This is a genomic window from Sphingomonas parva (ex Maeng et al. 2020), assembly GCF_004564275.1.
Taxonomy (GTDB): Bacteria; Pseudomonadota; Alphaproteobacteria; order Sphingomonadales; family Sphingomonadaceae; genus Allosphingosinicella; species Allosphingosinicella parva.
This window is the reverse complement of record NZ_SPDV01000013.1, coordinates 16,412-39,475: the sequence shown is the minus strand read 5'-3', so window position 1 is coordinate 39,475 and position 23,064 is coordinate 16,412. Positions and strand designations below refer to the sequence as shown.

The window sequence follows — 23,064 nt, the reverse complement described above, 5'->3', positions numbered from 1 at the left end:
CTGGGCGCGATGTTGATGGCCGCGCCCCTTGTCTGGACCCTGCTGCTCTCGCTGAAAGCGAATTCGGAGCTGATGCGGGACAGCGGCACTGCCTTTTCCGCGCCGTATACGCTGGAGAATTATCGCGCCGTCCTGCAGGGCTCCTCGGCCTTCCGCTGGCTGCTCAACAGCCTGATCGTCTCGACCGGCACGATGATCGGCGTGCTCATCCTCTGCTCGCTCGCCGGCTACGGTTTCGCCCGGCTGGAATTCCCGTTTCGCCGAACCCTGTTCGTGTTCGTCCTCCTCGGCCTCGCCATTCCCGAGCAGGCCGTGATCCTGCCCCGCCACCAGCTCTTCGCGGCGCTCCACCTCCACAATTCCTATCCGGGGCTGATCCTGCCCGGCCTGGCGGGGCCGTTCGGCGTCTTCTTCATGACCCAATATTTCCGCGCCATCCCGCGCGAGCTGGACGAGGCGGCGATGCTCGACGGCGCATCGCGCCTGCGCATCTTCTGGAAGGTGCTGCTGCCCCTCACGCTGCCGGCGCAGGCGACGCTCGGCGTGTTCACCTTCCTGGCCGCCTGGAACGATTATTGGTGGCCGCTGATCTCGGCGACGAGGAGCGAGCGCTTCACGCTGACGGTCGGCCTCGCCTCGGCCCAGATGAACTATGCCCAGACCAGCGGCCTCGGCTTCCTGATGGCGCAGGCCGTCTTCGCCTCGCTGCCGATCCTGATCGTCTATCTGCTCTTCCAGAAGCAGATCGTGCGGGCGATCGCCGGGACCTCCGGGCGATGAGGCTCGGCCAGCTCGCAGCGGTCGCTTTGGTCGCCGGCGCGCTGCTCCCCACCGCCGGTTGCGATCCGGGAGCGCGGGCGGAGATCTATGTCCAGAGGTTCTTCGGGGAATGCGGCGCGCTCTACGGGCGCGAGACCGATGTCGCCAAGGCCGAAGGCGAGTGCGGCATCGTCACCGCGATGATCAACCGCTTCGCGGCGCGCAATCCCGATCTCCAGGTGGACACCAACGTCGTCGCCTGGCCCGGCTATGCCCAGCTCGCCGCGCAGATCGCCGCGGGAGATCCGCCCGATCTCGTCACCATGCACCAGAGCGTGATCTCCGATTATCAGTCGCGCGGCCTGCTCGAGCCGATGGATGCGATCCTGCGCGAGGCGGAGGTGCGGCCGGAGGACTTCACCGTCGCCGCCCGCCGCGGCGTGACCAAGCACGGGGCGATCTACGGTCTGCCGTGGGACACGGTCGGCGGCCTCTACCACGTCAATACCGCTCTGTTCGCCAGGGCCGGGCTGATGCGCGCCGGCAAGCCGGTGCTGCCGCGATCGGCGGAGGAGCTGCTCGCCCATGCCCGCCGCTTCAAGGCCGCGACCGGCAAGCCCTATCTCGTCCAGTCGCAGGTCAACGACCCGGCCACGCACGTCCGCAATTTCTACACCTACCTCCTCGCCCAGGACGCCCCGATCTTCCCCGATCGCGACCACATCCGCCTGCGGACGCCGGAGGCGCGCCGGGTCGTCGCGCTGTTCCGCACGATCGACCGGGAAGGGCTCACCACCCGCAACCAGGATTATCCGGCGGCGGTCGCGAGCTTCATGAACGGAGAGGGCGGCGTGTTCCTCACCGGAACCTGGATGCTCGGCCCGTTCGAGCAGGAATCGCGAACGCCCGGACGCGCGCTGTTCGGCGCCTACGCCGTCTACCCTTATCCGCGCCTCTGGGGACACGAGGCGGCCTATGTCGACGGCCACGCCTGGGTGATGCCGAAGCGGGAGCGCACGCCGGCGCAGCGGCAGGCGCTGGCGCGGCTGCTTCGCTTCATGGCCGCCCATAATTTCGATTGGTCGAGGACCGGCCACCTGCCCGCTTTCCAGCCGGTGGTGGAGAGCGCGGCCTTTGCCGCGCTTCCGCATCGGCGGGACATCGCGCCTCTCGCCCGCATCGGGTTCGCGCCCTGTCCGATGCCGCGCAGCGTATTGTCGTTCTTGCCCTTGTTCTCGGGCCCGTAGCGCGACGGCGCGCGGAGCACGCCTTCGCAGCGCTGCCACCGGATCCACTGCCCGCGCCCGCATCGGGTTCGCGCCCTGTCCGATGCCGCGCAGCGTATTGTCGTTCTTGCCCTTGTTCTCGGGCCCGTAGCGCGACGGCGCGCGGAGCACGCCTTCGCAGCGCTGCCACCGGATCCACTGCCCGCTGCCTGCCGCGTTGGGCTGGATCGAAGACAGGATCAGCCGGCCGTGGTCAGAGAATTTCATCTTTGCGCCGGCGATCTTCGCGCCCGCCATGATCTCGGCGATGTTGGTCTCGTCGATCCTGCCGCGAACCCGCGCGGCATTGTCCGCGGTCACGGCGGCGATCTGGTTCACCTTCTGTTGGGCGATCGTCATCCAGGCGATCTCGAGCCCGTACAGGGTGACCACCATGACGATCGGGAGCGCCAGGGCGAACTCGAGAAAGGCGACTCCCTCTTCGGAGCCCTTCAAGCTGTGGAGCGTCTTCCGGCTCACGATCGTGCTCCTCAAGGACAGGTGACGGGGTTGCCCTCCGCCGCCGAGATGCAGCAGGTCTTGATCTCGAGATCGGTGCCCCCGGCGAACGGCTCGTTGCGCAGGCTGATCTGGGAGGAGAGGGTCAGCCGGTCCTTGTCGGTCACCATGTTCGTGATCAGCGGAAACAGCGCCGGGTAGCTGAGGTTCACCCGATAATTGACAATGTCCTCAGCGCCGCCGGTACCGGCGCGCCCGGGATCGAGGTCCCAGCGGCGGTTGCCGTTCACGTCCTCCCAGCAATAAGGCGGCGCCGCGCCGCCGCTGAGCTTCTTCTCCGGCTGGCCGACCTGGTCGAGCCGGTCATAGAATTTCTTGTCGATCTCCACCGTGGCGTTGCCGACGATCGCCGCGCGCTTGCGCACGAACGCGTCGATCAGCTCGCCGTTCTGGCCGGTGATCGCCGGGTCTCCGGTGGTCGACATGCGGGCCGCCTCACGCAGCGTCCCGTCGAGATTGGCCTTGGCGAACATGTTGACGCCGAACTCGATGCTGCCGGCGATCAGCACGAACAGGGGCAGTGCCAGAACCGAGAATTCGACGGCGGTGACGCCGCGCTCGTTCTTGCGGAGGGAGGAGAATATTCTCATTTCGACAACCTCAGCGGCCCGATGTTCTTGCCGATCTCCTTGAACTTGGCGATCAGCGCGTTGGTGTCCGCGGCGAAGGCGAACTGATCGGCGTTGCTGGCGCAGGCCTTGAGCTCGTCCGTGTCGCCCTCCGCAAAGGCGATCGTCCAGACCGAGATCTGGCGCGCCCGCGCCTCGTTGCACGCCATCAGGAAGCGCTTCAGGTGGCGCTCCCGATTGTCATTGTCCGAGGTCCCGCCGACGCGCGCGTCGAATCTTTCGATCCCGTAGGCCGAATAGGCCATGGTGTGGTCGTAGTCGGTGGTGCAATTGCGATCGAAGCACATGTCCCTCGGCGTGTTCATGTAGCCGTCGGTCATGAAGATGATGTACTTGCGCACCGGGCGGTCGCGCCACGTCGCGGGATTGTCGATCCCGAAGACGCCTCCACTCGAGATCATCCTGGTTCCCCAGATCATGCCGATGTCGAGATAGGTGTTCCCGTCGGGAACGAGCGCGTCGACCGCCGTGCCAATGGAAGTGGCGTTCATGGTACCGAGCGGGGTCGCCTGCGTCGGGCAACCCTGGTTCGGGTCCTGGGTCCAGACGATCTGATTGTTGACGACCTTGTACGCGTTCTTCGGGTCGAGGAAGTAGGGCTTCCACTTGGTGTTGGTGTCCGATGTCGGAATCAGATCGATGTTGAGGTCCAGTGCCCCGCTCGGCGGACCCGCCCGCTGGTCGGTGGCCGTGATCGTGGCGATAGTTTTCCGCTCCTCGATGCAGCCGGTCCAGCGCTTGCCGACGCCATAATTGTGGCCGTTGATGCTGCTAAGCGGGGTGTTGTTCAGATAGCTGGAAAAATCGCGCGTCTGCTTGCCGAATGACCACGACTCTCGATTTGCCCTGCTGTCGGTGTCGCGCCATTGGTAATATTCGAGACCGCTGCTCTGGATATAGCTGGTGCTCTTGCTCCTGAGCAGCTTTCCGACGTTGACGCTGGTCGAATAGGGTACGATGCCGAAGCGCATCCGCAGACCCTGGTTTGCCAGAGCCGTCTGCGAAGGTTCGAGCTCCTTGTAGAATTCCCGCACGGCCGCGCGCAGCGCCTGGATGCGCGTCTTGTTGTTCCCGGCATTCTCGTCCATCGATCCCGTCGTGTCGAGCACCAGGACGATGTCGATATTCTCGAAGTTCTGGGTCGCCTCGCTGCTGACCGAGATCTTCTGCTCGTCGTAGCCGAACAGCTTCATGAAGGTGGTCGGCATGCGGGTTTCGGCGGTGACGCGCACCGTGCCCGTGCTGGGGCTGGTGACGGTCGAGATCACCGGAGTCGTGCCGTTGTAGCCGGCCGGAAAGTTGAAGCCGAGATAGGCCTGCGCATCGGAACGCGCGGTCGCGATGTCGTTGCCGCTCATCGCGCGGCGGCCGGCGAGGGCGGCGCTGTCCACCGCTTCCTGGAGCTTGGCTTCGGTCATGTGGGCGCGGGCGATGTCGACCCCGGCGCCGATCGAGGCGAAGATCGGGAAGACGGCCGCCGCCATCAGCGGCAGCGCATTGCCGCGCTCGTTGTTCTTGAAACTGCTCAGGCGGCGTCGGGCCAATGCCATCAAATCCTCCTGCGCGCACCCTCCACCGATGCGAGCGGGCATCTATGGCACGAAAGTCTTACCGGCTGATTTCGCTGAAGGATTATCAACACCTTACCAAGGGACGAGAAAGGGCGCCGCGACCTCCCCGGCCGCGACGCGATCTTCCGAGCGCAGCGCTCGGATTTTACCAGTCCGGCAGTAGGCGCGGAGGCCGCGTCAGCGTCCGGCGGCTGTCGCCGTCGCGGCCGTCACCGCCGCGATCGCTTCGGCGATCGCGCCCTCGACGCCGAGGCTGCTGGTGTCGAGCAGATAGGCGTCCTCCGCCTGGGCCAGCGGCGCTGTGGGGCGGTTGCGGTCGCGCGCGTCCCGCGCCTCGATGTCGGCAAGCACGTCCGCAAAGGGGAGGGGCATGCCGAGGCGCTCGAGCTCGTCGAAGCGGCGGCGGGCGCGCACTTCCGGGCTGGCGGTGACGAACAGCTTCGCATCGGCATTGGGTGCGATCACGGTGCCGATGTCGCGGCCGTCGAGAACTGCGCCGCCCGGCTGCTCGGCGAAGCGCCGCTGCCGCTCGACGAGCGCGGCGCGGACGGCGGGGTAAGCGGAGATACGCGACGCGACGCCGCCCGCGGCTTCGCTCTTCAGTTCGGGATCGGCGAAATCGATTCCCGTCATGTCGCAGGCCGCGACGGCCTGTTCCTCGCTCGCCGGATTGCCGCCGGTGCGCAGCAGTCTCAACGCGGCGGCGCGGTACAGCAGGCCGGTGTCGAGATGGGGCAGGCCGAAGTGGCGGGCGAGGGCGCGCGCAATCGTGCCCTTGCCGCTCGCCGCCGGACCGTCGACCGCGATGATCATGCCGCGAGACCCTCGATCGTCGACTGGAAGGCAGGGAAGCTGGTCGCGACCGGCGCCATGTCGTCGATCCGCACCGGACGTTGCGCGTGGAGGCCCGCGATCGCGAAGCTCATCGCGATGCGATGGTCGAGCTGCGAGAGGATCGTGCCGCCGCCCGGCACCGCCGCGCCGCCGCTGCCTTCGATCGCCAGGCCCTCGGGGCTCTCCTCCGCGCGAACGCCGATCTCGGCGAGCCCCGCGGCCATGGCGCTGATCCGGTCCGATTCCTTGACGCGAAGCTCGCCGAGGCCCCCGGCGCGGCTCGTGCCCTCCGCGAAAGCGGCGATGACGAACCAGATCGGGAATTCGTCGATCATCGACGGGACGAGGTGCGCCGGCACCTGGATGCCGCGCAGCCGCGAGTGGCGGACGTGCAGATCGGCCACGGGCTCGCCATCGACCTCGCGCGGATTGTCGAGAGCGATGTCGCCGCCCATCAACTGCAGCAGCTCGAAAAGCCCGGCCCTCAGCGGATTGACCGAGACGCCCTCGATCCGCACCTCGGATCCGGGAACGATCAGCGCCGCCGCGGCGAGGAAGGCGGCGGACGAAGGATCGCCCGGGACCTGGACTTCGCGGGCCTCGAGCTCGGCTTCGCCGCGCAGCGCGATGTCGCGCCCGCCGTCCCGTTCCTCGACCTGGATGTCGACGCCGAAGTGCCGCAGCATGCGCTCGCTATGGTCGCGGGTCGGGATCGGCTCGAACACCCGCGTCACTCCCGGAGTGTTCAATCCGGCGAGCAGCAGCGCCGATTTGACCTGGGCGGACGCCACCTTGAGGCTGTGGCTGATCGGCGCCGCCGGGCAGATGCCGCGGACGGTGAGCGGCAGCCGTCCGCCGGGGCTTGCGGTGAATTCCGCGCCGGTGCGGCTCAGCGGCTCGATCACCCGGTTCATCGGGCGTCGTGACAGCGAGGCGTCGCCGATGAAGGTGGCGGTAATCGAATGGGTTGCGACCAGGCCCATGAGCAGGCGGGTGGAGGTGCCGCTGTTGCCCATGTCGAGCGCCTGCGCCGGCTGGAGCAGGCCGCCGGTGCCGACGCCGTCGACCTCCCAAATGCCGTCGCCGGCCCGCGCGATCGTGGCGCCCATCGCCCGCATCGCCGCCGCGGTCGACATCACGTCGCCGCCGCCTGAGAGGCCCTGGATGCGGCTGCGGCCCCGGGCGAGCGCGGAGAACATCAGCGCACGATGCGAGATCGACTTGTCGCCGGGAACTCTGGTGCTGCCTTGGAGAGGGCCGAGGGGGCCGAATTCCATCGGCTGAGGATCGTGGGCGTGCATGGCGGCTTGGCTTTTGACAGCGGCCTACCCATGTGGCAAGGCGCAGCGCGACACGGCCCGCGCCGCTCGCGCGAGGGCCGCTTTTTCAATTTTCAGTGGAGATATTTCACCGATGGTGAAGGCTGAATGGGGCACGAAGCGGACCTGCCCGAAATGCGGCACCCGCTTCTACGATCTCGGCAAGGAAGATCCGGTGACCTGCATCCAGTGCGGCGTCGCCTGGGATCCGGAGCCCGTGCTCAAGTCCAAGCAGCCGCTGCCGTTCGATGCGCCGAAGAAGGCTGTCGATACGGACGAGAAGGAGGACGTGGATCTCGCGGCCGAGGATCTCGAGATCGACGACGACGCCGAGGAGAACCCGGACGACGAGGTCGATCTCGGCGGCGACGACGATATCGGCGTGCCCGGCGCGGGTGACGACGAGGACGAGGTCTGATCGTCCGGATTTAACCGGCTTGACGGGCGCCGCCGGCCTCTTCTAAAGGCGGCGCCACCAGCCCGGCGCTCCAGACGCCGGCGCTTCAAAAAGGTTCGGGGCCGTAGCTCAGCTGGGAGAGCGTCGCAATGGCATTGCGAAGGTCAGGGGTTCGATCCCCCTCGGCTCCACCAGCCTTCGCCGCTTCGCGGCTACGGCTGGCAAGCCAGCCAAGGCCGTGAAGCGGCGAAGGCTGCCCGCCGTAGCCTTGGCGAAGGCGGGCTTCGGCATTTTCATAGTCTGGCATCTCGGCTACAGTCGGCGGGCGAGCCGGATACGCAAATCGTCGCCGCCAAGATTGGCGCAGCGCTCCTTCTCTTCGTGTCAATCGTCCGTTGCGCTCGGATAGGCTCTTTGCCGGGGAAAGAGCGGATGCAGTTCGTCTACGTTATTCAGAGCATCTCGCATCCAAATCGGTTCTACACAGGGCTGACTAGTGACGTTCACCAGCGCCTCGAAGCCCACGATGCCGGACGATCTCCACATACCTCGAAGTTCAAGCCGTGGCGGCTCTGCTCGTTTCATTGGTTCGAACGGCAGGAGACTGCCACGGCCATCGAGCGATATCTCAAGAGCGGTTCTGGCCGCAGCTTTGCCACGCGTCATTTGCGCTAGCCGCTTCGCGGCTACGGCTGGCAAGCCAGCCAAGGCTGGTTGTCCTTTTGGGGTCCAGAAAGGGCCGGACGGCGGATCGCCAGTCCGGCCTTTTTCGTATCGGGCCTCTCTGGCCTAGAATTTCACTCCGAAGCGTGCGCCGATCGTGCGCGGCTGGATGACGAAGCTGTAGATCTTGCCGCCGACCGCCGTAACTCCGTCCGGATCGCCGCAGATCACCTCAACGCACTGAATGCTCTTGTTGGTGATGCCGCGGGAGTCGAACAGGTTCTTGGCGAACAGTTCGAACGACCAGCGCTCGCTCTTCACCCCGGTGCTGAGGTCGAGCGTGGTGTAGGAGGGCATGGCGCCGGTGATCGCGCGTTCGACGAGGCGGAGATCGGAGGTACGGCGGCCTTCGTGGACGAGCGCCGCCTGGAAATGGCCATCGAACGTGCCGATCGGGAATTCGTAGCGGGCGAGGGCGTTGGCCTTGAACTTCGAGGTGATCGGCAGCCGCGTCCCGGCCGGGGCGAGCACCTCGTTCGCCTCGCCGGCGGGGCCGGGGATCGAGCAATCCTCCTGGCTGTTGGCGAACAGACAGAAATCGCTGGTGCTCTTGGCGTCGTTGTAAGCGGCGCCGGCGCTGAAGGTGAGGCCGCTGACCGGGCGGAAGTAGAAGTCGAACTCGCCGCCGCGGATCCGCGCGTTGCCGGCATTGCGAATGACGGTGAGGCCGTTCTCCCCGAGGAAGGACAATTGGATGTCGGTCCAGTCGAGCTGGTAGATTGCGGCGTTGAACCTCATTCGGTTCCTCAGCCAGCTCGTCTTGAAGCCGAGCTCGTAATTGTCGATGAAGTCGGCCTGATAGGGGCCGAAGCCGGGCCCCGTGCGGCGGTTGATGCCGCCGGGCCGGAAGCCTCGCGAGACGGTCGCATAGACCAGGGCATCCGGGCTGATCTTGTAGGTCGCGTTCAGCCGGTGGATGAAGTCGGTGTCCGACGTCGTCTTGTCGAGATTGGTGCACGGTGATCCCGCGACTTCGGCCGGCGCGAAGCAGGCGGCGACGCCGGTGCGGCTGCTGTAGCCGGAGCTGAAGCCGAAGAAGCCGACGAGCGAGTTCTTGTAGCGGTAGATCCGGCTGCCCAGAGTAACGCTCAGCTTCTTCGTCATGTCGGCAGTGAGCTCGCCGAACACCGCATAGTCGCGATCGACCCGAATCTGCTTGGTGAGCCAGATGTTGCTCTCGGTACCGGGAACGGTGAGCGAGTCGGCGATGTCGTCGATGATGTAGTTCTGTTCGATGTTGTGGCGCTGGCGCTGGTAGAAGAGGCCGCCGATGAAGCGCACCGGCTTGTCGCCGTCCGACGCGAACCGGAGCTCGTGGCTTTGCTTGGTGTAGCGGTCGATCGCCTGGATGTACTGGTTCGGGTTCACCAGATTGCCGTCATTGTCGTAGAAGTAGCTGCCGTAGCCGGCCAGCGCGTCGTAGAAATAAGCATAGTCGACATAATCGGTCTCGGAATCGACTCGCCGCTTCAGATACGAGCCGGCATAGGTCATGTCGAAGCTGCCGATCTTGCCTTCGACGGTAAGTGCGGCCTGGATCCAGCGGTCGTTCGAGCGCTCGGGATTGAACTGCATCGTCTGGAGCTCGCCGAGGCCGGCTTCCTGCGCGAACGAGCCGTGCGCGACCTGCTTCTGGCCCATGACCTGGGGCAGGATCGTCCATTCGTCGTCGAGGTCGATCTTCAGCGCGGCGCGGGCGCCATAAGTGTCGACGTCGTTATAATCTTCCTCGACCAGGCCCGCATTGTCGAACGTGATGCCGGAGCTGGCGAAGGTGAGGCTGCCGGGGATATTGTCGATATAGCCGGCGTCCCTGCGGTACCAGCCGACGACGCGGGCGGCGATGTTGCTCGACAACGGCATGTTGAGGAAGGCTTCGCCGGTATAGCCGATGTCGCCATGGGCGACGCTGTTCAGCTCGACATCGGCCTCGCCATAGAAGCCGCTGGTGTCGGGCTTGTTGGTGATGATGCGCACGGTGCCCGCCTGGCTCGACGCGCCGTAGAGCGTTCCCTGCGGCCCGGCGAGCGCTTCGACCCGGGCGATGTCGTAGACGTGGATGTCCAGCGCGCCGGTGATCGTCGTGATCGGCTGCTCGTCGAGATAGGTGCCGACGCTGGGCAGCGAGGCGGAATGGTTGGCGTTCTCGCCGGAGGCGACGCCGCGGAAGTAGACGTTCGAGAAGCCGGGCCCCGACGTCTGAATCGAGATGCTGGGGACGAAGCGGGTGTAATCCTCGAAGTCGTCGACCTGCAGCTCTTCGAGCCGCTCGGTCCCGATCGCGGTGATGGCGATCGGCACGTCCTGGAGGTTCTCCTCCCGCTTCTGTGCGGTGACGATGATGTCGCCATAATCCTCCTGCCCGGCGCTGCTGTCCGCCCGATCCCCGGCACCGCTGGCCTGGCCCGTGGCACCAGGGTCCTGTGGCGTTCCGGTCTGGGCGACGGCCCTGCCGCCGGACGCCAGCATCGTGGTGAGGAACAGGCCGGCGAGACCAAGGCCGGCGCGACGCGGGTGCGGGACGAACGAGAGCATGACGTCTCCTCGCGCGGACTGCGCAGGGAAGAGACTGTTCCTCCGCCGGGGAAGCGTCAAATTGATTTTATGGACGAAACGATCTTCGCGGCTGATTGTGCTTCATTTGCCACTCGCCGGGCACAGCGGGCCAGGCGGCGAGAACCGGTCCCAGCGCTTCCTTGAGTGGTTCGAGGACCGGCTCGAAGCGGCGCCATTGATCGACGCCCTCGCGATTGATCGGCCGGCGGACCTGCTCTGACGACGCCGTGCGGACGGCACGCTCGGTCTCGTGAAAGCGCAGGCACCGCCCGTCGAACGGGAGGTCCAGGAACGCGAGCAGGCGGCGGATCTCGGCCTCGGGATCGTCGATCAGCCGTTCATGGAGCACCCGATGGACATGCCCGGGCATCACCGCATCGAAATGCGCCAGCAGTCGGACATAGTCGCGATAGTAGCGGCCGAGCTCCCGCTGATCGTAGGCGAAGCCCTGGCCGCGGGCGAAATGCTGCTTGAAGTTCGAGAAGCAGCAGGCGAGCGGATGGCGCCGCGCGTCGATGATCCGCGCATTCGGCAGGATCAGGCGAATCAGGCCGACATGCGCCCAATTGTTCGGCATCTTGTCGATGAAGAACGGACGGTCCGTCTTCCGCTGCACCCGCGTCCGCGCGAGATATTCCTCGCCGAGCCCCCGCAACTCCTCGGCAGAAAGCCGGGCGAGGCAGTCCGGATATCCGCCCCGTTCCGGTCTCTGCCGCGTGCCGCCGAGGCGCTTCGCCAGCGCCGGCAGGTCGGGCAGCTCCATCGTGCCCTCGACCTCGGAATGGCTGGCCAGGATCTGCTCGATCAGCGTCGATCCGGCCCGCGGCATGCCGAGCACGAAGATCGGATCGGGGGCAGGGCAGCCCTCCGCGCCACGCGCCTCCAGGAAATCGGCGGTGAACAAGGCTTCGCAGCGGTCCACATGCCCGCTGACCTCATCCGGATCGTATTCGATCCGCGCGCGCCGCAGCCGGTTGCCCTCGGCATAATGCGCGAAAGCGGAAGCATCGCGGCCGAGATCCTCGAGCGCCTTGCCCAGCGCGAAATCGAGGTGGAAGCGATCCTCCTCGTCGAGATCGTCTGCTTCCAGCGCAGCCTCCATCGCGGCGACATCCTCCTCGCCGAGGCGGACGGTCTTCAGATTGGCGAGGCTCCACCAGACCTCGCCCAGGGTCGGCGCGATCGACAGCGCCCGCCGATAGGCGGCGATGCTGTCGTCGCGCCGGCCCACGGTCTTGAGGACGTGGCCGTAGCTCATCCACACCTTCGGCTGCGCCGGATGGCCGGCCAGCACCTGCTCGTAGATGCCGAGCGCTTCCTCGTAGCTGCCGATCCGGCCGAGGGCGGCCGCCTTCAGGTTCTGATGGGCGGGGTTGGCGGGGTCGGCGCCGAGCAGCAGGTCGAGCATCTCGACCGCCTCGGCGGGACGATTCTGGCGGTAGAGCACGGTCGCGAGATTGGACCGCGCCGGCGCGAAGGCGGGAGCCAGCTCGAGCGCGCGGCGCAGCAAAGCCTCGGCGTCGCCGAGGCGGCCGAGCCGGGCGGCGAGCTCCGCCATCATCCGGATCGCCGCCACGTCGGTCGGCTTCTCCTTCAGGTGCGGGCGCAGCAGGCGCTCGGCGACGGCGAGCCGACCGTCGAGCAGGGCCGAGGCCGCTTCGAACAGGCGCGGGTCGTGGACCGAGACTGCGATCGCCTCGAGCTCCGCCGCCTCCGCATCTTGCTGCTCGCCGGCGGCGCGAAGCGCGCGGCCGAGCAGCCGCCATGCCTCCGCGTCGGCAGGCGCGGCGCGAACGATCTCGCGGGCCTGGAGGGCGGCGAGGCGGGGATCCTCGCGCAGCAGGCGGCGCGCATGAACCATCGCCTGCTCTACCGTCCCCGATGCCTGCACGCGGGCCTCCCAGCTTTGCGAGTTTAGGCGGACCGCGCCGGCAGGCAAGGGCGCGAGGAACCGCCCGCATGTCGCGCACGATTGCTCCGCCTGTCCCACTCCGAAACAGCGCAATTTTTCGCCGGCCGGGCCGGTGCCGAAATGGTGAAGAAAGCGTTAAGCGGGTTCCATGAGACCCGTGCTGCCCTTCCTCGTCCGTGCCTCCGCCCGCTCCCACCCGCTGCGCGCTGCTCTGGCCGGCGGAGCGATCGAGCAGGCGGCGGAATGGTCGGAGAGCGTGCGCTTCTTCGTCCACACCTGGCTGGGCGGCGTCGTCTTCTTCACGACCTTCCTCGGCTGAGCACGCGACCCAAGGCCAGGGCGCGGCGACACGTCGGCGTCAGTCGCAAGCCTTGTGCAGGCGCCAGGCGAGCCAGGCGGCGCCGGTGCTGGCCACCGCCACCATCAACAGGGTCTCGGCGACCGAGACGCCGCTCAGCACCAGGCCGGTGAGCAGGATCGCGGCGAGCACCATCGCGCCCGAGTTGACGATGTTGTTCGCCGCCACGGTGCGGGCGGTCTCGGATTTCGGCACGGTGGTGGTGAGGAAGGCGTAAAGCGGCACGACGAACATGCCGCCCGACACGGCCACGCCGAACAGATCGAACATCACCCATTCGGCCTGCGGGATCATCGCGAAGGTGCGCAGGTCCATCAGCTCGTCGCCCACCGGCGGCCAGTGAATGACGTTCCAGTAGAGGTGGACGATGAACAGGCCCATCGCGATCGCCGCAGCGGGCGAATAGACGGCGAGGACGCGACCCTTGAGCAGCCGGTTGATCAGCACCGAGCCGACGCCGACACCGACCGAGAAGATGGCGAGGAAGAGGGTGGCGACCTGCTCGTTGGCGTGGAGGACGTTCTTCACCAGCGGCGGGAATTGCGCGGCGAGAATCGCGCCCATCATCCAGAAGAAGCTGATCGAGGCGATCGCCAGGAACAGGCGCGGGATGTGCATGGTCGCGTTGACCAGCCGGATCGAGGCCCGGACGATGTGCCAGTCCATGCGCAGCGGCGGCGCGTCGGCCTCGGGCGGGGCGGGGGGCACCTGCCGCCCGCTCACCCAGCCGAGCAGGGCGACGATCAGCACGCCGATCGCGGCGATCCAGGCATAATCGCGGCCGAGCAGGCCGCCGGCGATCGTCCCGAGGAGGATGGCGCCATAGGTGCCGGCCTCGACCAGGCCGGTGCCGCCGAGCACCTCCTCCCGCTCGAGATGCTGGGGAAGGATCGCGTATTTGATCGGCCCGAAGAAGCTCGAATGGACCCCCATCGCGAAGAGGGCGAGCAGCAGAAGGGGGATGTTGTGCAGGATCAGCCCGGCGGCGCCGGCGACCATGATGGCGATCTCCGCCGTCTTCACGATCCGCACGATCCGCGCCTTGTCCATCGAATCCGCCAACTGGCCCGCCAGGGCCGAGAACAGGAAGAAGGGCAGGATGAACAGGCCTCCGGCGATCGCGTTGAACGTCGCCTCCTTGGTCGGGTCGCTGTAGACGGCGAACGTCGCCAGGATCACCATGGCCGATTTGTAGAGATTGTCGTTGAACGCCCCCAAGAACTGGGTGACGAACAGCGGCAGGAAACGGCGTCTGCCGAGCAGGTTCAGGGATGCTTGCACTGCAGCTCTATCGCTTCGGGTAAGGGCGACGGCGCCGGCCGGAGAAGAGTGCGGACATTGCGCCGCGGTCATAGCCGCTATTGCGGCCCGGTCAAACGGCGATCGGCGTGCCGGCGGGGCAGGGCCGTCGCACGGCGGACATGCAAAGCGCTTCCACCCCGGGCGATCAGCCTCTAATGGCGAAGCCAGAGCCGATGCTGACCTTGCCGAACATCCTCACGCTGTCGCGGATTCTGGCCGTCCCGCTGCTCGTTTTCCTGCTGTGGAAGCCGAGCTGGTGGGACTATGCGATCACCTTCGTGCTCTACTGCATCGTCGGCATCACCGATTATTTCGACGGCTATCTGGCCCGCGCCCAGGGCACCGTCTCGCGGCTCGGCGTCTTTCTTGATCCGATCGCCGACAAGATCATGGTCGCCGCGGTGATCGTCATGCTGGTCTCGTCCCGCGCCTCGAGCGGCGAGCCGGTGATCCACGGATTCCACATCATCCCGGCGCTCGTCATCCTGCTGCGCGAGATCATTGTCTCGGGGCTGCGCGAGTTTCTGGCAGGACTGCAGGTGTCGGTCCCGGTGAGCCAGCTCGCCAAATGGAAGACGACGTTCCAGCTCGTCGCGCTGGGGGCGCTGATCCTCGCCGGCGCGGTGCCGCAATGGCCGTTCGTCCATCAGACCGGCCTCCTCTTCCTCTGGGCTGCCGCGGCGCTGACCCTGGTCACCGGCTGGGACTATCTGCGCACCGGCCTGAAGCACATGGACTGAGGCCCGGCATGCCGCTCGACCTTCTTTATTTCGGGGCGCTGCGCGACCGGCTCGGCCGCGACGCCGAGCGCGTCGATCCGCCGAGTCACGTGGTCACGGTCGGCGATCTCCTCGGCTGGCTCGCCGGCCGCGACGGCGCCTATCGCGACGCTCTGGCCGAGCCGTCGCGCATCCACGCCGCGGTGGAAGGGCAGCCGACCGGGCACGAGGGCAGCATCTTCGGTGCCCGGGAGGTCGCCTTGTTCCCGCCGCCGGGGGCGCTGTGATCGACATCCGTATCCAGGCCACGGACTTCGATCCGGGGCACCAGATCGGCCGGCTGGAGCAACTGGTCGCCGGCTCGGTCGCGAGCGTCACCGTTGCCGCCGTCGCGAGCGACGAGGTCACCGAGATCCACGTCGACCATTATCCGGCGCTCGCCAGGAACGTGCTCGCCGCCATCGGCGCGGAGGCCGAGGCGCGTTTCGGCCTCGCCGGTATCATCCTCATCCACCGTCACGGTCCGCTCCTGCCGGGAGAGCGTATCGCCTTCGCCGCGGCCGCGGCTGCGGAGACCGGCGTCGCGTTCGAGGCCTGCGGCTATCTGATCGACGCGCTGCGCGACCGCGCGCCCTTCTGGCTTCGCGAGACCCTGGGCGACGGCAGCGTGCGCTGGCGCTGACTTCTGATCTGCATCAGTTTTCGGAGAAGAAGTTTTTCCGCGGCTGCAACCTAGCGGTGCGCGCCGCATTTGGCTTGAGGCGCTCTTCGCGCCGCTAGCGGGAATCCTTCATTGCCTGCCCAGGCACAAGATTATCAGTTCAAGCCGCACGAGCGGCCGTTCATGCCAGGCTCTCCAGCGACCCCCGAGCATCCCGGGGCGCGGCGGATCGGCTATGCGGTCATCGGTGCGCTCATCGCGCTCACCAGCGGTTTCGCCAACGGTCTGCTGATCGCCAACCTGCCGCAGATCCAGGGGTCGCTGGGGCTGACCCCCGTCGAGGCCGGCTGGCTGACCGGCGTCTATTCGATGACCAACGTCTGCACGAGCTTCGTGCTGATCAAGTTTCGCCAGCAGTTCGGGCTGCAGCGGATCACCCGGATCTTCCTGATCGGCTTCGTGACGATGAACTTCGTCCAGCTGTTCATCCAGAGCTACGAGATGGAGCTCGTCGGGCGCGCGGCGAGCGGCATTCTCGCCAGCGGCTTCATGCCGCTCGGTTTCTTCTACATCATGCAGGCGATGCCGGCGAAGGCGCGGATGGCCGGGATGATCATCGGCATCGGCCTTACCCAGGTGGCGCTGCCGCTCTCCCGCGTCATCTCCCCGATCCTGCTGGCGAGCGGCGAGATCTGGAACCTCTATCTTTTCGAGTTCGGGCTCAGCCTCGTCTGCCTCGGCTGTGTTGCCTTGCTTCGCCTGCCGCCCAGCGAGCGCACCCCGGTTTTCGAGAAGCTCGACGCGCTCACCTTCCTCCTGTTCGCTCCGGGCGTGATGCTGCTGGTCGCCGTGCTGGTGCAGGGCCGGATCGTCTGGTGGTCGACGCCCTGGCTCGGCTACGCGACGGCGGGCGCGATCGCGTTGATCGGAACGGCGATGCTGATCGAGCACAATCGGGCGAATCCGATGCTCAACACCCGCTGGATCGCGAGCCGCGACGTGCTTCGCTTCGCCGCGATCGCAGCCTCGATGCGAGTCCTGCTCGGCGAGCAGAATTACGGCTCGATCGGCCTCCTCACGGCCGTGGGCATGGGCCCGGACCAGCTCGTCGGGTTCTTCGGCGTGGTGACGGTCGCTACCATCACCGGGCTGGTGCTTGGCGTCGCGACGCTCAACCCCCAGGATCTGCTGCGCCAGATCGTCATCTCGGTGGCGCTGATCGGTCTCGCGGCCTGGCTGGACGCCGACGCCAGCAACCTCACCCGTCCGGCCAATCTCTACGTCACTCAGGCGATGATCGCCTTCGCCGCGATCTTCTTCCTCGGGCCCACGATGATGGGCGGAGTGCTGCGCGCGCTGGCCCGCGGGCCGAGCCACATGGTGAGCTACTCGGCGGTCTTCTCGCTCGCCCAGACGGTGGGCGGCCTCGGCGGCACCGCGCTCCTCGGCACCTTCCAGATCGTCCGGGAGAAGTATCACAGCCACGAGCTGGTGCAGTCGATCGTGATGACCGATCCCCAGGTGGCCGCGCGCCTGCAGCAGCTCGGCGGCGCCTATGGACGGGTGATCGGCGATCCCTCGCTCCGCCAGGCGCAGGGCGCGAACCTGCTCGCGCAGCAGGTCACGCGCGAGGCGAACATCCTCGCCTTCAACGACGTGTTCCTGCTGATCGCCATGCTCGCCGGCCTGACGTTCTTGTGGCTGGGCGGCCGTTGGCTGGTGTTCAAGCTTCGCGGCGTCAATCCGCTCGGCGCCGAGCTCGCAGCGCTTCAGAAGATGTTGGCAAGCAGACAATGACCGATACGCAAATGACCTCCTCCGGCGCCGAAAGGCCGCCCGAGCGCGAAATTCCCGAGCCCGCGGCTGCACCCCCGGAGCGGCTGGAGGATCCGATCGAGAGCGCCGCCGAGCCGCAGGCGCGGGCGCGGGGCTGGGCGCCGCCGCGCAGCGGGCTGGCCATGACCCTGGTGTTCATCGGCGTGCTGGTCGCCGGGGTGCTGCTCGCGCTCTACGCCTGGGGCGTCGGCCCGTTCACGGCGACGGTGCAGACCACCGACAACGCCTATGTCCGCGGACAGACTACCGTCATCGCGCCGCAGGTGAATGGCTACGTTGTCGAGGTACTGGTCCAGGACTTCCAGAGGGTCGAGGCCGGTCAGCCGCTCGCCCGGATCGACGACCGCATCTACCGCCAGCGCGTCCAGCAGGCGCAGGCGAACGTCGCCGCGCAGGTTGCGAACCTCAACAATTCGCAGCAGAGCGCGCGGTCGAGCCAGGCGTCGGTGGCGGCGCAGGACGCGGCCGTCGCAAACGCCCAGGCGCAGCTGCAGCGCGCCCGCGCCGACATGCGCAGGGTCGCCGAACTGGTCTCGGAGGGTTCCGTCTCGTTGCGCGAGCGGGACCAGACGCTCGCCGCCCTCCGTCAGGCCGAGGCAGGGGTCAGGCAGGCGCAGGCACAGCGCGCGATCGCCGGGGAGCAGGTACGAACCGTGGAGGTCGGCCGTGGCGGACTCGAGGCCGCGGTGGAGAACGCCCGCGCGGCGCTGCGGCTCGCCGAGATCGATCTTGCCAACACGATCATCCGGGCGCCGCAGGCCGGGCAGGTCAGCGAGATCGGCGTCCGCCTCGGCCAATATGTCACGGCGGGAACCCAGCTGCTTTTCCTGGTGCCGAGCAACGTCTGGGTGGTGGCGAACTTCAAGGAAGCGCAGACGGCGAAGATCGTCCCCGGCCAGCGCGCGGTGGTGCGCGTCGATGCGCTCGGCGGCGAGGAGCTCACCGGGCGGGTGCAGCAGCTCGCGCCGGCCGCGGGCAGCGAATTCTCGGTGATCCGCCCGGACAACGCCAGCGGCAACTTCGTCAAGGTCGCGCAGCGCATTGCCGTGCGGATCGCAATCGATCCGGGTCAGCGGCTCGCCGAGCGGCTCCGCCCCGGGATGTCGGTCGAGGCGCGCATCGATACCGGCGAGCTGCCGCCCCCGCCGCCCCGTCCGGGAACGCAGGCGGGCGCGGGAGTCCGGCGATGAGGCGCCCCGCCGCCGCGGGGCTGCTGCTGCTGCTCGCTTCCTGCGCCGGACGGACGCCGGCCCCGGTTCCCGCCGAAGCCGCCGTCCAGGTGCCCGGAGGATGGCGGACGCGCCTCGGCCCGACCGCGCCGATCGAGCGGCGATGGTGGGAGCGTTTCGGGGATCCGGTCCTCGCCGCCCTCGTGGAGCGGGCGATCGTCCACAATCCCGACATCGGGATCGCAGCGGCCCGGGTCCGCGAGGCGCGCGCGCAGGAGCGCCTGGCCCGCTCGCAGCTCAGCCCCAGCCTCGATCTCGGCGGCGGCGTATCGTACGGCCGGAGCGTCGGCCCGCTCGGCCAGCCGAGCGAGAGCCTGTCGGCGCAACCGCTGTTCCAGGCGTCCTACGAGCTCGATCTGTTCGGCCGGATCGACCGGCAGGTGGAAGCCGCGAGGGCCGGCACCGCCGCGGCGCAGGCGGGAAGCGAGACGGCGACGCTCTCGGTCGCGGCGGCGACCGCCAGCGGCTACATCACGCTCCGAGCGCTGGACGCCCGGCTGGCGATCGTGCGCGCCACGCTCGCCTCCCGTTCCGAGGCGCTGCGGATCGCCCGCAATCGCGCGGAGGTCGGCTATACGTCGCAGCTCGAGCTCCGCCAGGCGGAGGCCGAATATGAAGCGACCGCGCAGATCGTTCCGCAGGTCGAGCTCGGCATCGCCCGCCAGGAGAATGCGCTCAGCCAGTTGGTCGGCGATCCGCCGCGCGCGATCGAACGGGGCGTGGCGCTGGCCCAGCTCCGCCAGCCGCCGATCCCTGCCGGCCTCCCGTCCGATCTGCTTCGCCGCCGGCCGGACATCGCCCAGGCGGAGTTCACGCTCGCGGCTTCGGACTCGACGCTCGCCGCCGCGCGGGCGCAGTTCCTGCCCCAGATTCGCCTCACCTCGTCGGCGGGCGCCGTTCTCTCCACCGCGCTCGGTGATCCGATCGCCATCTGGTCGCTGGGCGGCAGCATCCTCGCGCCGATCTTCAACGGCGGCCGCATCCAGGCGCAGGTCGATACCGCCGCTGCGCGGCGCGATCAGGCGGCCTTCGCCTACCGACGCACCGCGCTCGTCGCCTTCCGGGAAGTGGAGGACAATCTCGCCGCGGTGCAGCGCCTCGCGGAGCAACGGGCGCGGCTCGAAGCACAGCGCCGGGCCGTCGCCGACGCGTTGCGCCACGCCACCAATCGCTATCAGGCCGGCTACAGCTCCTATCTGGAGCAGCTCGACGCCCAGCGCGCCCTGCTCACCGTCGAGCTCAGCCTGGTTCAGACCGAAGCCGACCAGCTCAATGCGCTGGTCGCCCTCTACCAGGCGATGGGCGGCGGCTGGATCGCTTCGTAGGGGGCAGGGGGCTCAGCGGTACATGCCGTCGCGCAGGTTGATGCCGTGCTCCAGCCACGCCTTCAGCGCGCAGAGCATCTGCGACCAGCCCATGCAATTGCCGTAGGACGCCTGCAGCCCCGTCCCGGTATGGCGCCAGCCTTCCTCGGTCACCGAGACCTTGGTGCGGGCGCCGTCGTCGACCGCCGCAAGCTCGAACGTCACCGTCGTCCGGTACCCGTCCTCGCCGGCACCTTCGTCGTTGGCGTCCCAGCGCAGCACGATCCGCCCTGCTCCGTCCGCTTCGACGACCTCGACCGGAAAGGCACCCGGAAAATCGTGAAAGTCCCAGGTCACCGTCGCGCCGGGCTCCAGCCGGCCTTCAGCGCCGCCCGTGGTGAAGTAGCGGGAGAGCTGGGCCGGATCGGCGATCGCCTCATAGACCGTCGCCGGCGGGCGGCCGACGTGGGCGAAAACGGTGAACTTCGGCTCCATGGGCGCATCCTCCTGGATGCGCCCGAGCTTACCCGGTTTCGCGGCCCGCGTCAGCCGACGCGGCCGCTCAGGCCTGCGTCTCCTCGCGGGCCAGCCATTCCTCCAGCCACTTGATCGTATAGGCGCCGTCGAGGAATTCCGGGTCGCGGACCAGATTCTGGTGGAGCGGGATCGTGGTCTTCATGCCCTCGATCACATATTCCTCCAGCGCGCGTCTGAGCCGCATGATGCAGCGCTCGCGGGTCGAGCCGTAGACGATCAGCTTGGCGATCATGCTGTCGTAATAAGGCGGCACCCGATAGCCGCCGTAGAGGCCGCTATCGACCCGCACGTGCATGCCGCCCGGCGCGACATAGGCCTTCACCGTGCCCGGCGAGGGCGCGAAGGTGCGCGGATCCTCGGCGTTGATCCGGCACTCGATGGCATGGCCGCGGAAGGTCAGCTGCTCCTGCGTGCAGGACAGGTCCTCACCGGCGGCGATGCGGATCTGCTCGCGCACCAGGTCGACTCCGGTGATCATCTCGGTCACCGGGTGCTCGACCTGCAGGCGCGTGTTCATCTCGATGAAGTAGAATTCGCCGTTCTCGTAGAGGAACTCGATCGTGCCGGCGCCGCGATACCCCATCTCGGCCATGGCGCGGGCGACGATGCCGCCCATATGCTCGCGCTGCTGCTGGCTGATGACGGGGGAGGGGGCTTCCTCCAGCACCTTCTGGTGACGTCGCTGCAGCGAGCAGTCGCGCTCGCCGAGGTGGACGGCATTGCCGCGCCCGTCGCCGAACACCTGGAACTCGATGTGCCGCGGATCGCCGAGATACTTCTCGATATAGACCGTGGCGTCGCCGAACGCCGCCTTGGCTTCGGAGCCGGCCTGGACGATCAGCGCCTCGAGCTGCTCCTCGGCCTGGACGACCTTCATGCCCCGTCCGCCGCCGCCCGACGCAGCCTTGACGATCACCGGGTAGCCGATCTTCGCGGCGATGCGGTGCGCCTCCTCGATCGACTCGATCGGGCCGTCGGAACCGGGGACGAGCGGCAGGCCGAGCTTGGCGGCCGTGCGCTTCGCCTCGATCTTGTCGCCCATCACGCGGATATGCTCGGGCTTCGGGCCGATCCAGATGATGCCGTGGCTCTCGACGATCTCGGCGAAACGCGCGTTCTCGGAGAGGAAGCCGTAGCCGGGATGGATCGCGTCGGCGTGGCTGAGCTCGGCCGCCGAGATGATGTTCGGGATGTTGAGGTAGGAATCGGTCGCCGCCGGCGGGCCGATGCAGATCGCCTCGTCGGCCAGACGGACGTGCATCGCGTCGGCGTCGGCGGTGGAATGGACCGCGACCGTCTTGATGCCCATCTCATGGCAGGCGCGATGGATGCGGAGCGCGATCTCGCCGCGATTGGCGATCAGGACCTTCTCGATCTTCATCGATTCACTCGATGATGACGAGCGGCTGGTCGTATTCGACCGGCTGCGCGTCCTGCACGAGCACCTGGACGACCTTGCCGGCGCGCGGCGCGGTGATCGGGTTCATCACCTTCATCGCCTCGACGATCACCAGGGTGTCGCCTTCCTTGACCGTCTGGCCGACGGCCGCGAACGGCGCCGCGCCGGGCTGGCCCGCGAGATAGACGGTGCCCACCATCGGCGATTTGACGGCGCCCGGATGGGCGGCCGGCGAAACGTCGGCGGCCGCGGGCGCGGCGGCGGCAGGCGCTGCCGGAGCCGGCGCGGCGGCGGCAGGCGCGGCGAAGGTCATCGCCGCCGGCGCCGCGGTGATCTGGCGCTTGACGACGATCCGGCGCTCGTCGTCCTCGACCTCGATCTCGGTAAGGTCGTTCTTGTTCAGAAGCTCGGCGAGCAGACGCACCAGATCGGCGTCAACGCGCATGCTCCCGCGGGAGCCGTTCTCGTCGGTCATTGGGCCCTCTTTCCCCTGATTTCCTGCCCAGCGGGCATTTGCGCGCGCCTTGTCAGAGACGAGCCGCCGCGTCCAGAGCAAGCTCGTAGCTCAGCGCGCCGAAGCCGGCGATGGTTCCCCGGGCGGCCTTGGCGACGAAGCTCCGGTGGCGGAAGCTCTCGCGCGCATGCGGGTTGGACAGATGCACCTCGATCACCGGAGTCGTGATCGCCTTGATTGCGTCGTGCACGGCCACGGAGGTGTGGGTGAACGCCCCCGCGTTGAGGATCACCGCCCTGGCGCCCTCCGCCTGCGCCTCGTGCAGCCAGTCGACGAGATGCCCTTCGTGATTGGATTGGCGGACGTCGACGCGGACGCCGAGATCGCGGGCGCGATCCTCGAGCGAACCGGCGATGTCGTCGAGCGTGTCCGAGCCGTAGATTTCCGGCTCGCGGGTGCCGAGCAGATTGAGGTTCGGCCCATTCAGGACATAGATCGTCGGTAGCGTCGCCATGCGGAAACCCTATATGGCGGACGGACGGCAAGCGCAAAGGCGGGCGATGGTTTACGACGGCACTCTCTCGATCACGGTCAATGGCGAGCATCGGCGGGTTCGCGAGGGCCTCACCGTCGCCGAGCTCGCGCTCGAGCTCGGTCTCGAGCCGACCCGTGTCGCGGTCGAGCGCAATCTCGAGATCGTGCCGCGCTCGACCCTGGCGGAGGTCCGGATCGAGGATGGCGACGATTACGAGATCGTCACCTTCGTCGGCGGCGGCTGAGC

23 protein-coding genes, 1 tRNA gene and 1 pseudogene are annotated in these 23,064 nt (G+C 67.7%); 14 read left to right on the top strand and 11 right to left on the bottom strand.

Features of this window, described 5'->3' with window-relative positions; all coding sequences use genetic code 11:
- Positions 1–15: 15 nt before the first annotated feature.
- The 3 genes from E2493_RS08530 (at position 16) to E2493_RS22050 (ending at position 2,529) form a co-directional block, all read left to right on the top strand.
- Entirely contained in the window at positions 16–780 is a 765-nt protein-coding gene (locus E2493_RS08530; RefSeq protein WP_225421247.1) for a carbohydrate ABC transporter permease, read from the top strand.
- Positions 777–2,006, top strand: coding sequence for an ABC transporter substrate-binding protein (locus E2493_RS08525; protein ID WP_135085710.1), 1,230 nt, complete (start codon positions 777–779; stop codon positions 2,004–2,006). Before E2493_RS08530 ends, E2493_RS08525 begins: the two co-directional genes overlap by 4 nt.
- Before the next feature lie 274 nt (positions 2,007–2,280).
- Positions 2,281–2,529 (top strand): hypothetical protein, encoded by a 249-nt coding sequence (locus tag E2493_RS22050; RefSeq protein ID WP_263854063.1) that lies wholly within the window; start codon positions 2,281–2,283, stop codon positions 2,527–2,529.
- Here E2493_RS22050 and E2493_RS08515 read toward each other — a convergent pair.
- The 4 genes from E2493_RS08515 to aroA all read right to left on the bottom strand — a co-directional run bounded on the left by E2493_RS08515 (position 2,516) and on the right by aroA (position 6,854).
- Positions 2,516–3,133 carry a TadE/TadG family type IV pilus assembly protein gene (locus E2493_RS08515; protein ID WP_135085708.1) on the bottom strand — a complete coding sequence of 206 codons (618 nt, stop codon included), beginning with the start codon at positions 3,131–3,133 and terminating at the stop codon, positions 2,516–2,518. The two genes, E2493_RS22050 and E2493_RS08515, sit on opposite strands and share 14 nt — an antisense overlap.
- Complete coding sequence (locus E2493_RS08510; protein WP_167737451.1) at positions 3,130–4,722, bottom strand: pilus assembly protein; 1,593 nt, start codon at positions 4,720–4,722, stop codon at positions 3,130–3,132. Before E2493_RS08510 ends, E2493_RS08515 begins: the two co-directional genes overlap by 4 nt.
- Before the next feature lie 198 nt (positions 4,723–4,920).
- Entirely contained in the window at positions 4,921–5,556 is a 636-nt protein-coding gene (gene cmk, locus E2493_RS08505; protein ID WP_135085680.1) for a (d)CMP kinase, read from the bottom strand.
- A complete protein-coding gene (gene aroA, locus E2493_RS08500) occupies positions 5,553–6,854 on the bottom strand; it encodes a 3-phosphoshikimate 1-carboxyvinyltransferase (RefSeq protein WP_225421245.1) in 1,302 nt (433 codons plus the stop codon). Before aroA ends, cmk begins: the two co-directional genes overlap by 4 nt.
- Before the next feature lie 136 nt (positions 6,855–6,990).
- Between aroA and E2493_RS08495 the strand changes: the two genes are divergently transcribed.
- From E2493_RS08495 to E2493_RS08485, 3 genes are all read left to right on the top strand, one after another.
- Positions 6,991–7,314, top strand: coding sequence for a TIGR02300 family protein (locus tag E2493_RS08495; protein WP_135085676.1), 324 nt, complete (start codon positions 6,991–6,993; stop codon positions 7,312–7,314).
- Between the two features lie 97 nt (positions 7,315–7,411).
- A tRNA-Ala gene (locus tag E2493_RS08490) sits at positions 7,412–7,487 on the top strand.
- Positions 7,488–7,725: 238 nt separating this feature from the next.
- Complete coding sequence (locus tag E2493_RS08485; protein WP_135085674.1) at positions 7,726–7,968, top strand: GIY-YIG nuclease family protein; 243 nt, start codon at positions 7,726–7,728, stop codon at positions 7,966–7,968.
- Between the two features lie 114 nt (positions 7,969–8,082).
- Here E2493_RS08485 and E2493_RS08480 read toward each other — a convergent pair whose 3' ends face one another.
- Positions 8,083–10,551, bottom strand: a complete 2,469-nt coding sequence (locus E2493_RS08480; RefSeq protein ID WP_225421243.1) for a TonB-dependent receptor — start codon at positions 10,549–10,551, stop codon at positions 8,083–8,085.
- Positions 10,552–10,618: 67 nt separating this feature from the next.
- Positions 10,619–12,433, bottom strand: coding sequence for a tetratricopeptide repeat-containing sulfotransferase family protein (locus tag E2493_RS08475; RefSeq protein WP_135085830.1), 1,815 nt, complete (start codon positions 12,431–12,433; stop codon positions 10,619–10,621).
- A gap of 199 nt (positions 12,434–12,632) precedes the next feature.
- Here E2493_RS08475 and E2493_RS21170 point away from each other — a divergent pair, with 199 nt between their 5' ends.
- Positions 12,633–12,803 carry a hypothetical protein gene (locus E2493_RS21170; protein WP_167737450.1) on the top strand — a complete coding sequence of 57 codons (171 nt, stop codon included), beginning with the start codon at positions 12,633–12,635 and terminating at the stop codon, positions 12,801–12,803.
- 39 nt (positions 12,804–12,842) lie between these two features.
- Here E2493_RS21170 and E2493_RS08470 read toward each other — a convergent pair whose 3' ends face one another.
- Entirely contained in the window at positions 12,843–14,123 is a 1,281-nt protein-coding gene (locus tag E2493_RS08470) for an MFS transporter (RefSeq protein WP_135085672.1), read from the bottom strand.
- A 194-nt stretch (positions 14,124–14,317) separates the two neighbouring features.
- Here E2493_RS08470 and pgsA point away from each other — a divergent pair, with 194 nt between their 5' ends.
- From pgsA to E2493_RS08440, 6 genes are all read left to right on the top strand, one after another.
- On the top strand, positions 14,318–14,884 hold the full coding sequence (gene pgsA, locus E2493_RS08465) for a CDP-diacylglycerol--glycerol-3-phosphate 3-phosphatidyltransferase (RefSeq protein WP_135085828.1): 567 nt from the start codon (positions 14,318–14,320) through the stop codon (positions 14,882–14,884).
- A gap of 8 nt (positions 14,885–14,892) precedes the next feature.
- Positions 14,893–15,150 carry a MoaD/ThiS family protein gene (locus tag E2493_RS08460; protein ID WP_135085670.1) on the top strand — a complete coding sequence of 86 codons (258 nt, stop codon included), beginning with the start codon at positions 14,893–14,895 and terminating at the stop codon, positions 15,148–15,150.
- Entirely contained in the window at positions 15,147–15,545 is a 399-nt protein-coding gene (locus tag E2493_RS08455; protein ID WP_135085668.1) for a molybdenum cofactor biosynthesis protein MoaE, read from the top strand. Before E2493_RS08460 ends, E2493_RS08455 begins: the two co-directional genes overlap by 4 nt.
- A 111-nt stretch (positions 15,546–15,656) precedes the next feature.
- Positions 15,657–17,321: an MFS transporter gene (locus E2493_RS08450; protein WP_225421237.1), complete on the top strand. Its 1,665-nt coding sequence runs from the start codon at positions 15,657–15,659 to the stop codon at positions 17,319–17,321.
- Positions 17,318–18,550, top strand: a complete 1,233-nt coding sequence (locus E2493_RS08445) for an HlyD family secretion protein (protein ID WP_225421235.1) — start codon at positions 17,318–17,320, stop codon at positions 18,548–18,550. Before E2493_RS08450 ends, E2493_RS08445 begins: the two co-directional genes overlap by 4 nt.
- Positions 18,547–19,914, top strand: a complete 1,368-nt coding sequence (locus E2493_RS08440; protein WP_135085666.1) for an efflux transporter outer membrane subunit — start codon at positions 18,547–18,549, stop codon at positions 19,912–19,914. Before E2493_RS08445 ends, E2493_RS08440 begins: the two co-directional genes overlap by 4 nt.
- Positions 19,915–19,926: 12 nt before the next feature.
- Here E2493_RS08440 and E2493_RS08435 read toward each other — a convergent pair whose 3' ends face one another.
- From E2493_RS08435 to aroQ, 4 genes are all read right to left on the bottom strand, one after another.
- Positions 19,927–20,388 (bottom strand): SRPBCC domain-containing protein, encoded by a 462-nt coding sequence (locus E2493_RS08435; protein ID WP_135085664.1) that lies wholly within the window; start codon positions 20,386–20,388, stop codon positions 19,927–19,929.
- Between the two features lie 67 nt (positions 20,389–20,455).
- Positions 20,456–21,811 (bottom strand): acetyl-CoA carboxylase biotin carboxylase subunit, encoded by a 1,356-nt coding sequence (gene accC, locus E2493_RS08430; protein ID WP_135085662.1) that lies wholly within the window; start codon positions 21,809–21,811, stop codon positions 20,456–20,458.
- Positions 21,812–21,815: 4 nt separating this feature from the next.
- Complete coding sequence (accB, locus tag E2493_RS08425; protein WP_135085660.1) at positions 21,816–22,304, bottom strand: acetyl-CoA carboxylase biotin carboxyl carrier protein; 489 nt, start codon at positions 22,302–22,304, stop codon at positions 21,816–21,818.
- Positions 22,305–22,356: 52 nt separating this feature from the next.
- On the bottom strand, positions 22,357–22,797 hold the full coding sequence (gene aroQ / locus E2493_RS08420) for a type II 3-dehydroquinate dehydratase (RefSeq protein ID WP_135085658.1): 441 nt from the start codon (positions 22,795–22,797) through the stop codon (positions 22,357–22,359).
- A 46-nt stretch (positions 22,798–22,843) separates the two neighbouring features.
- Here aroQ and thiS point away from each other — a divergent pair.
- A pseudogene (gene thiS, locus E2493_RS22235) lies at positions 22,844–23,063 on the top strand (sulfur carrier protein ThiS); the annotation flags it as partial.
- Position 23,064: the final 1 nt, after the last annotated feature.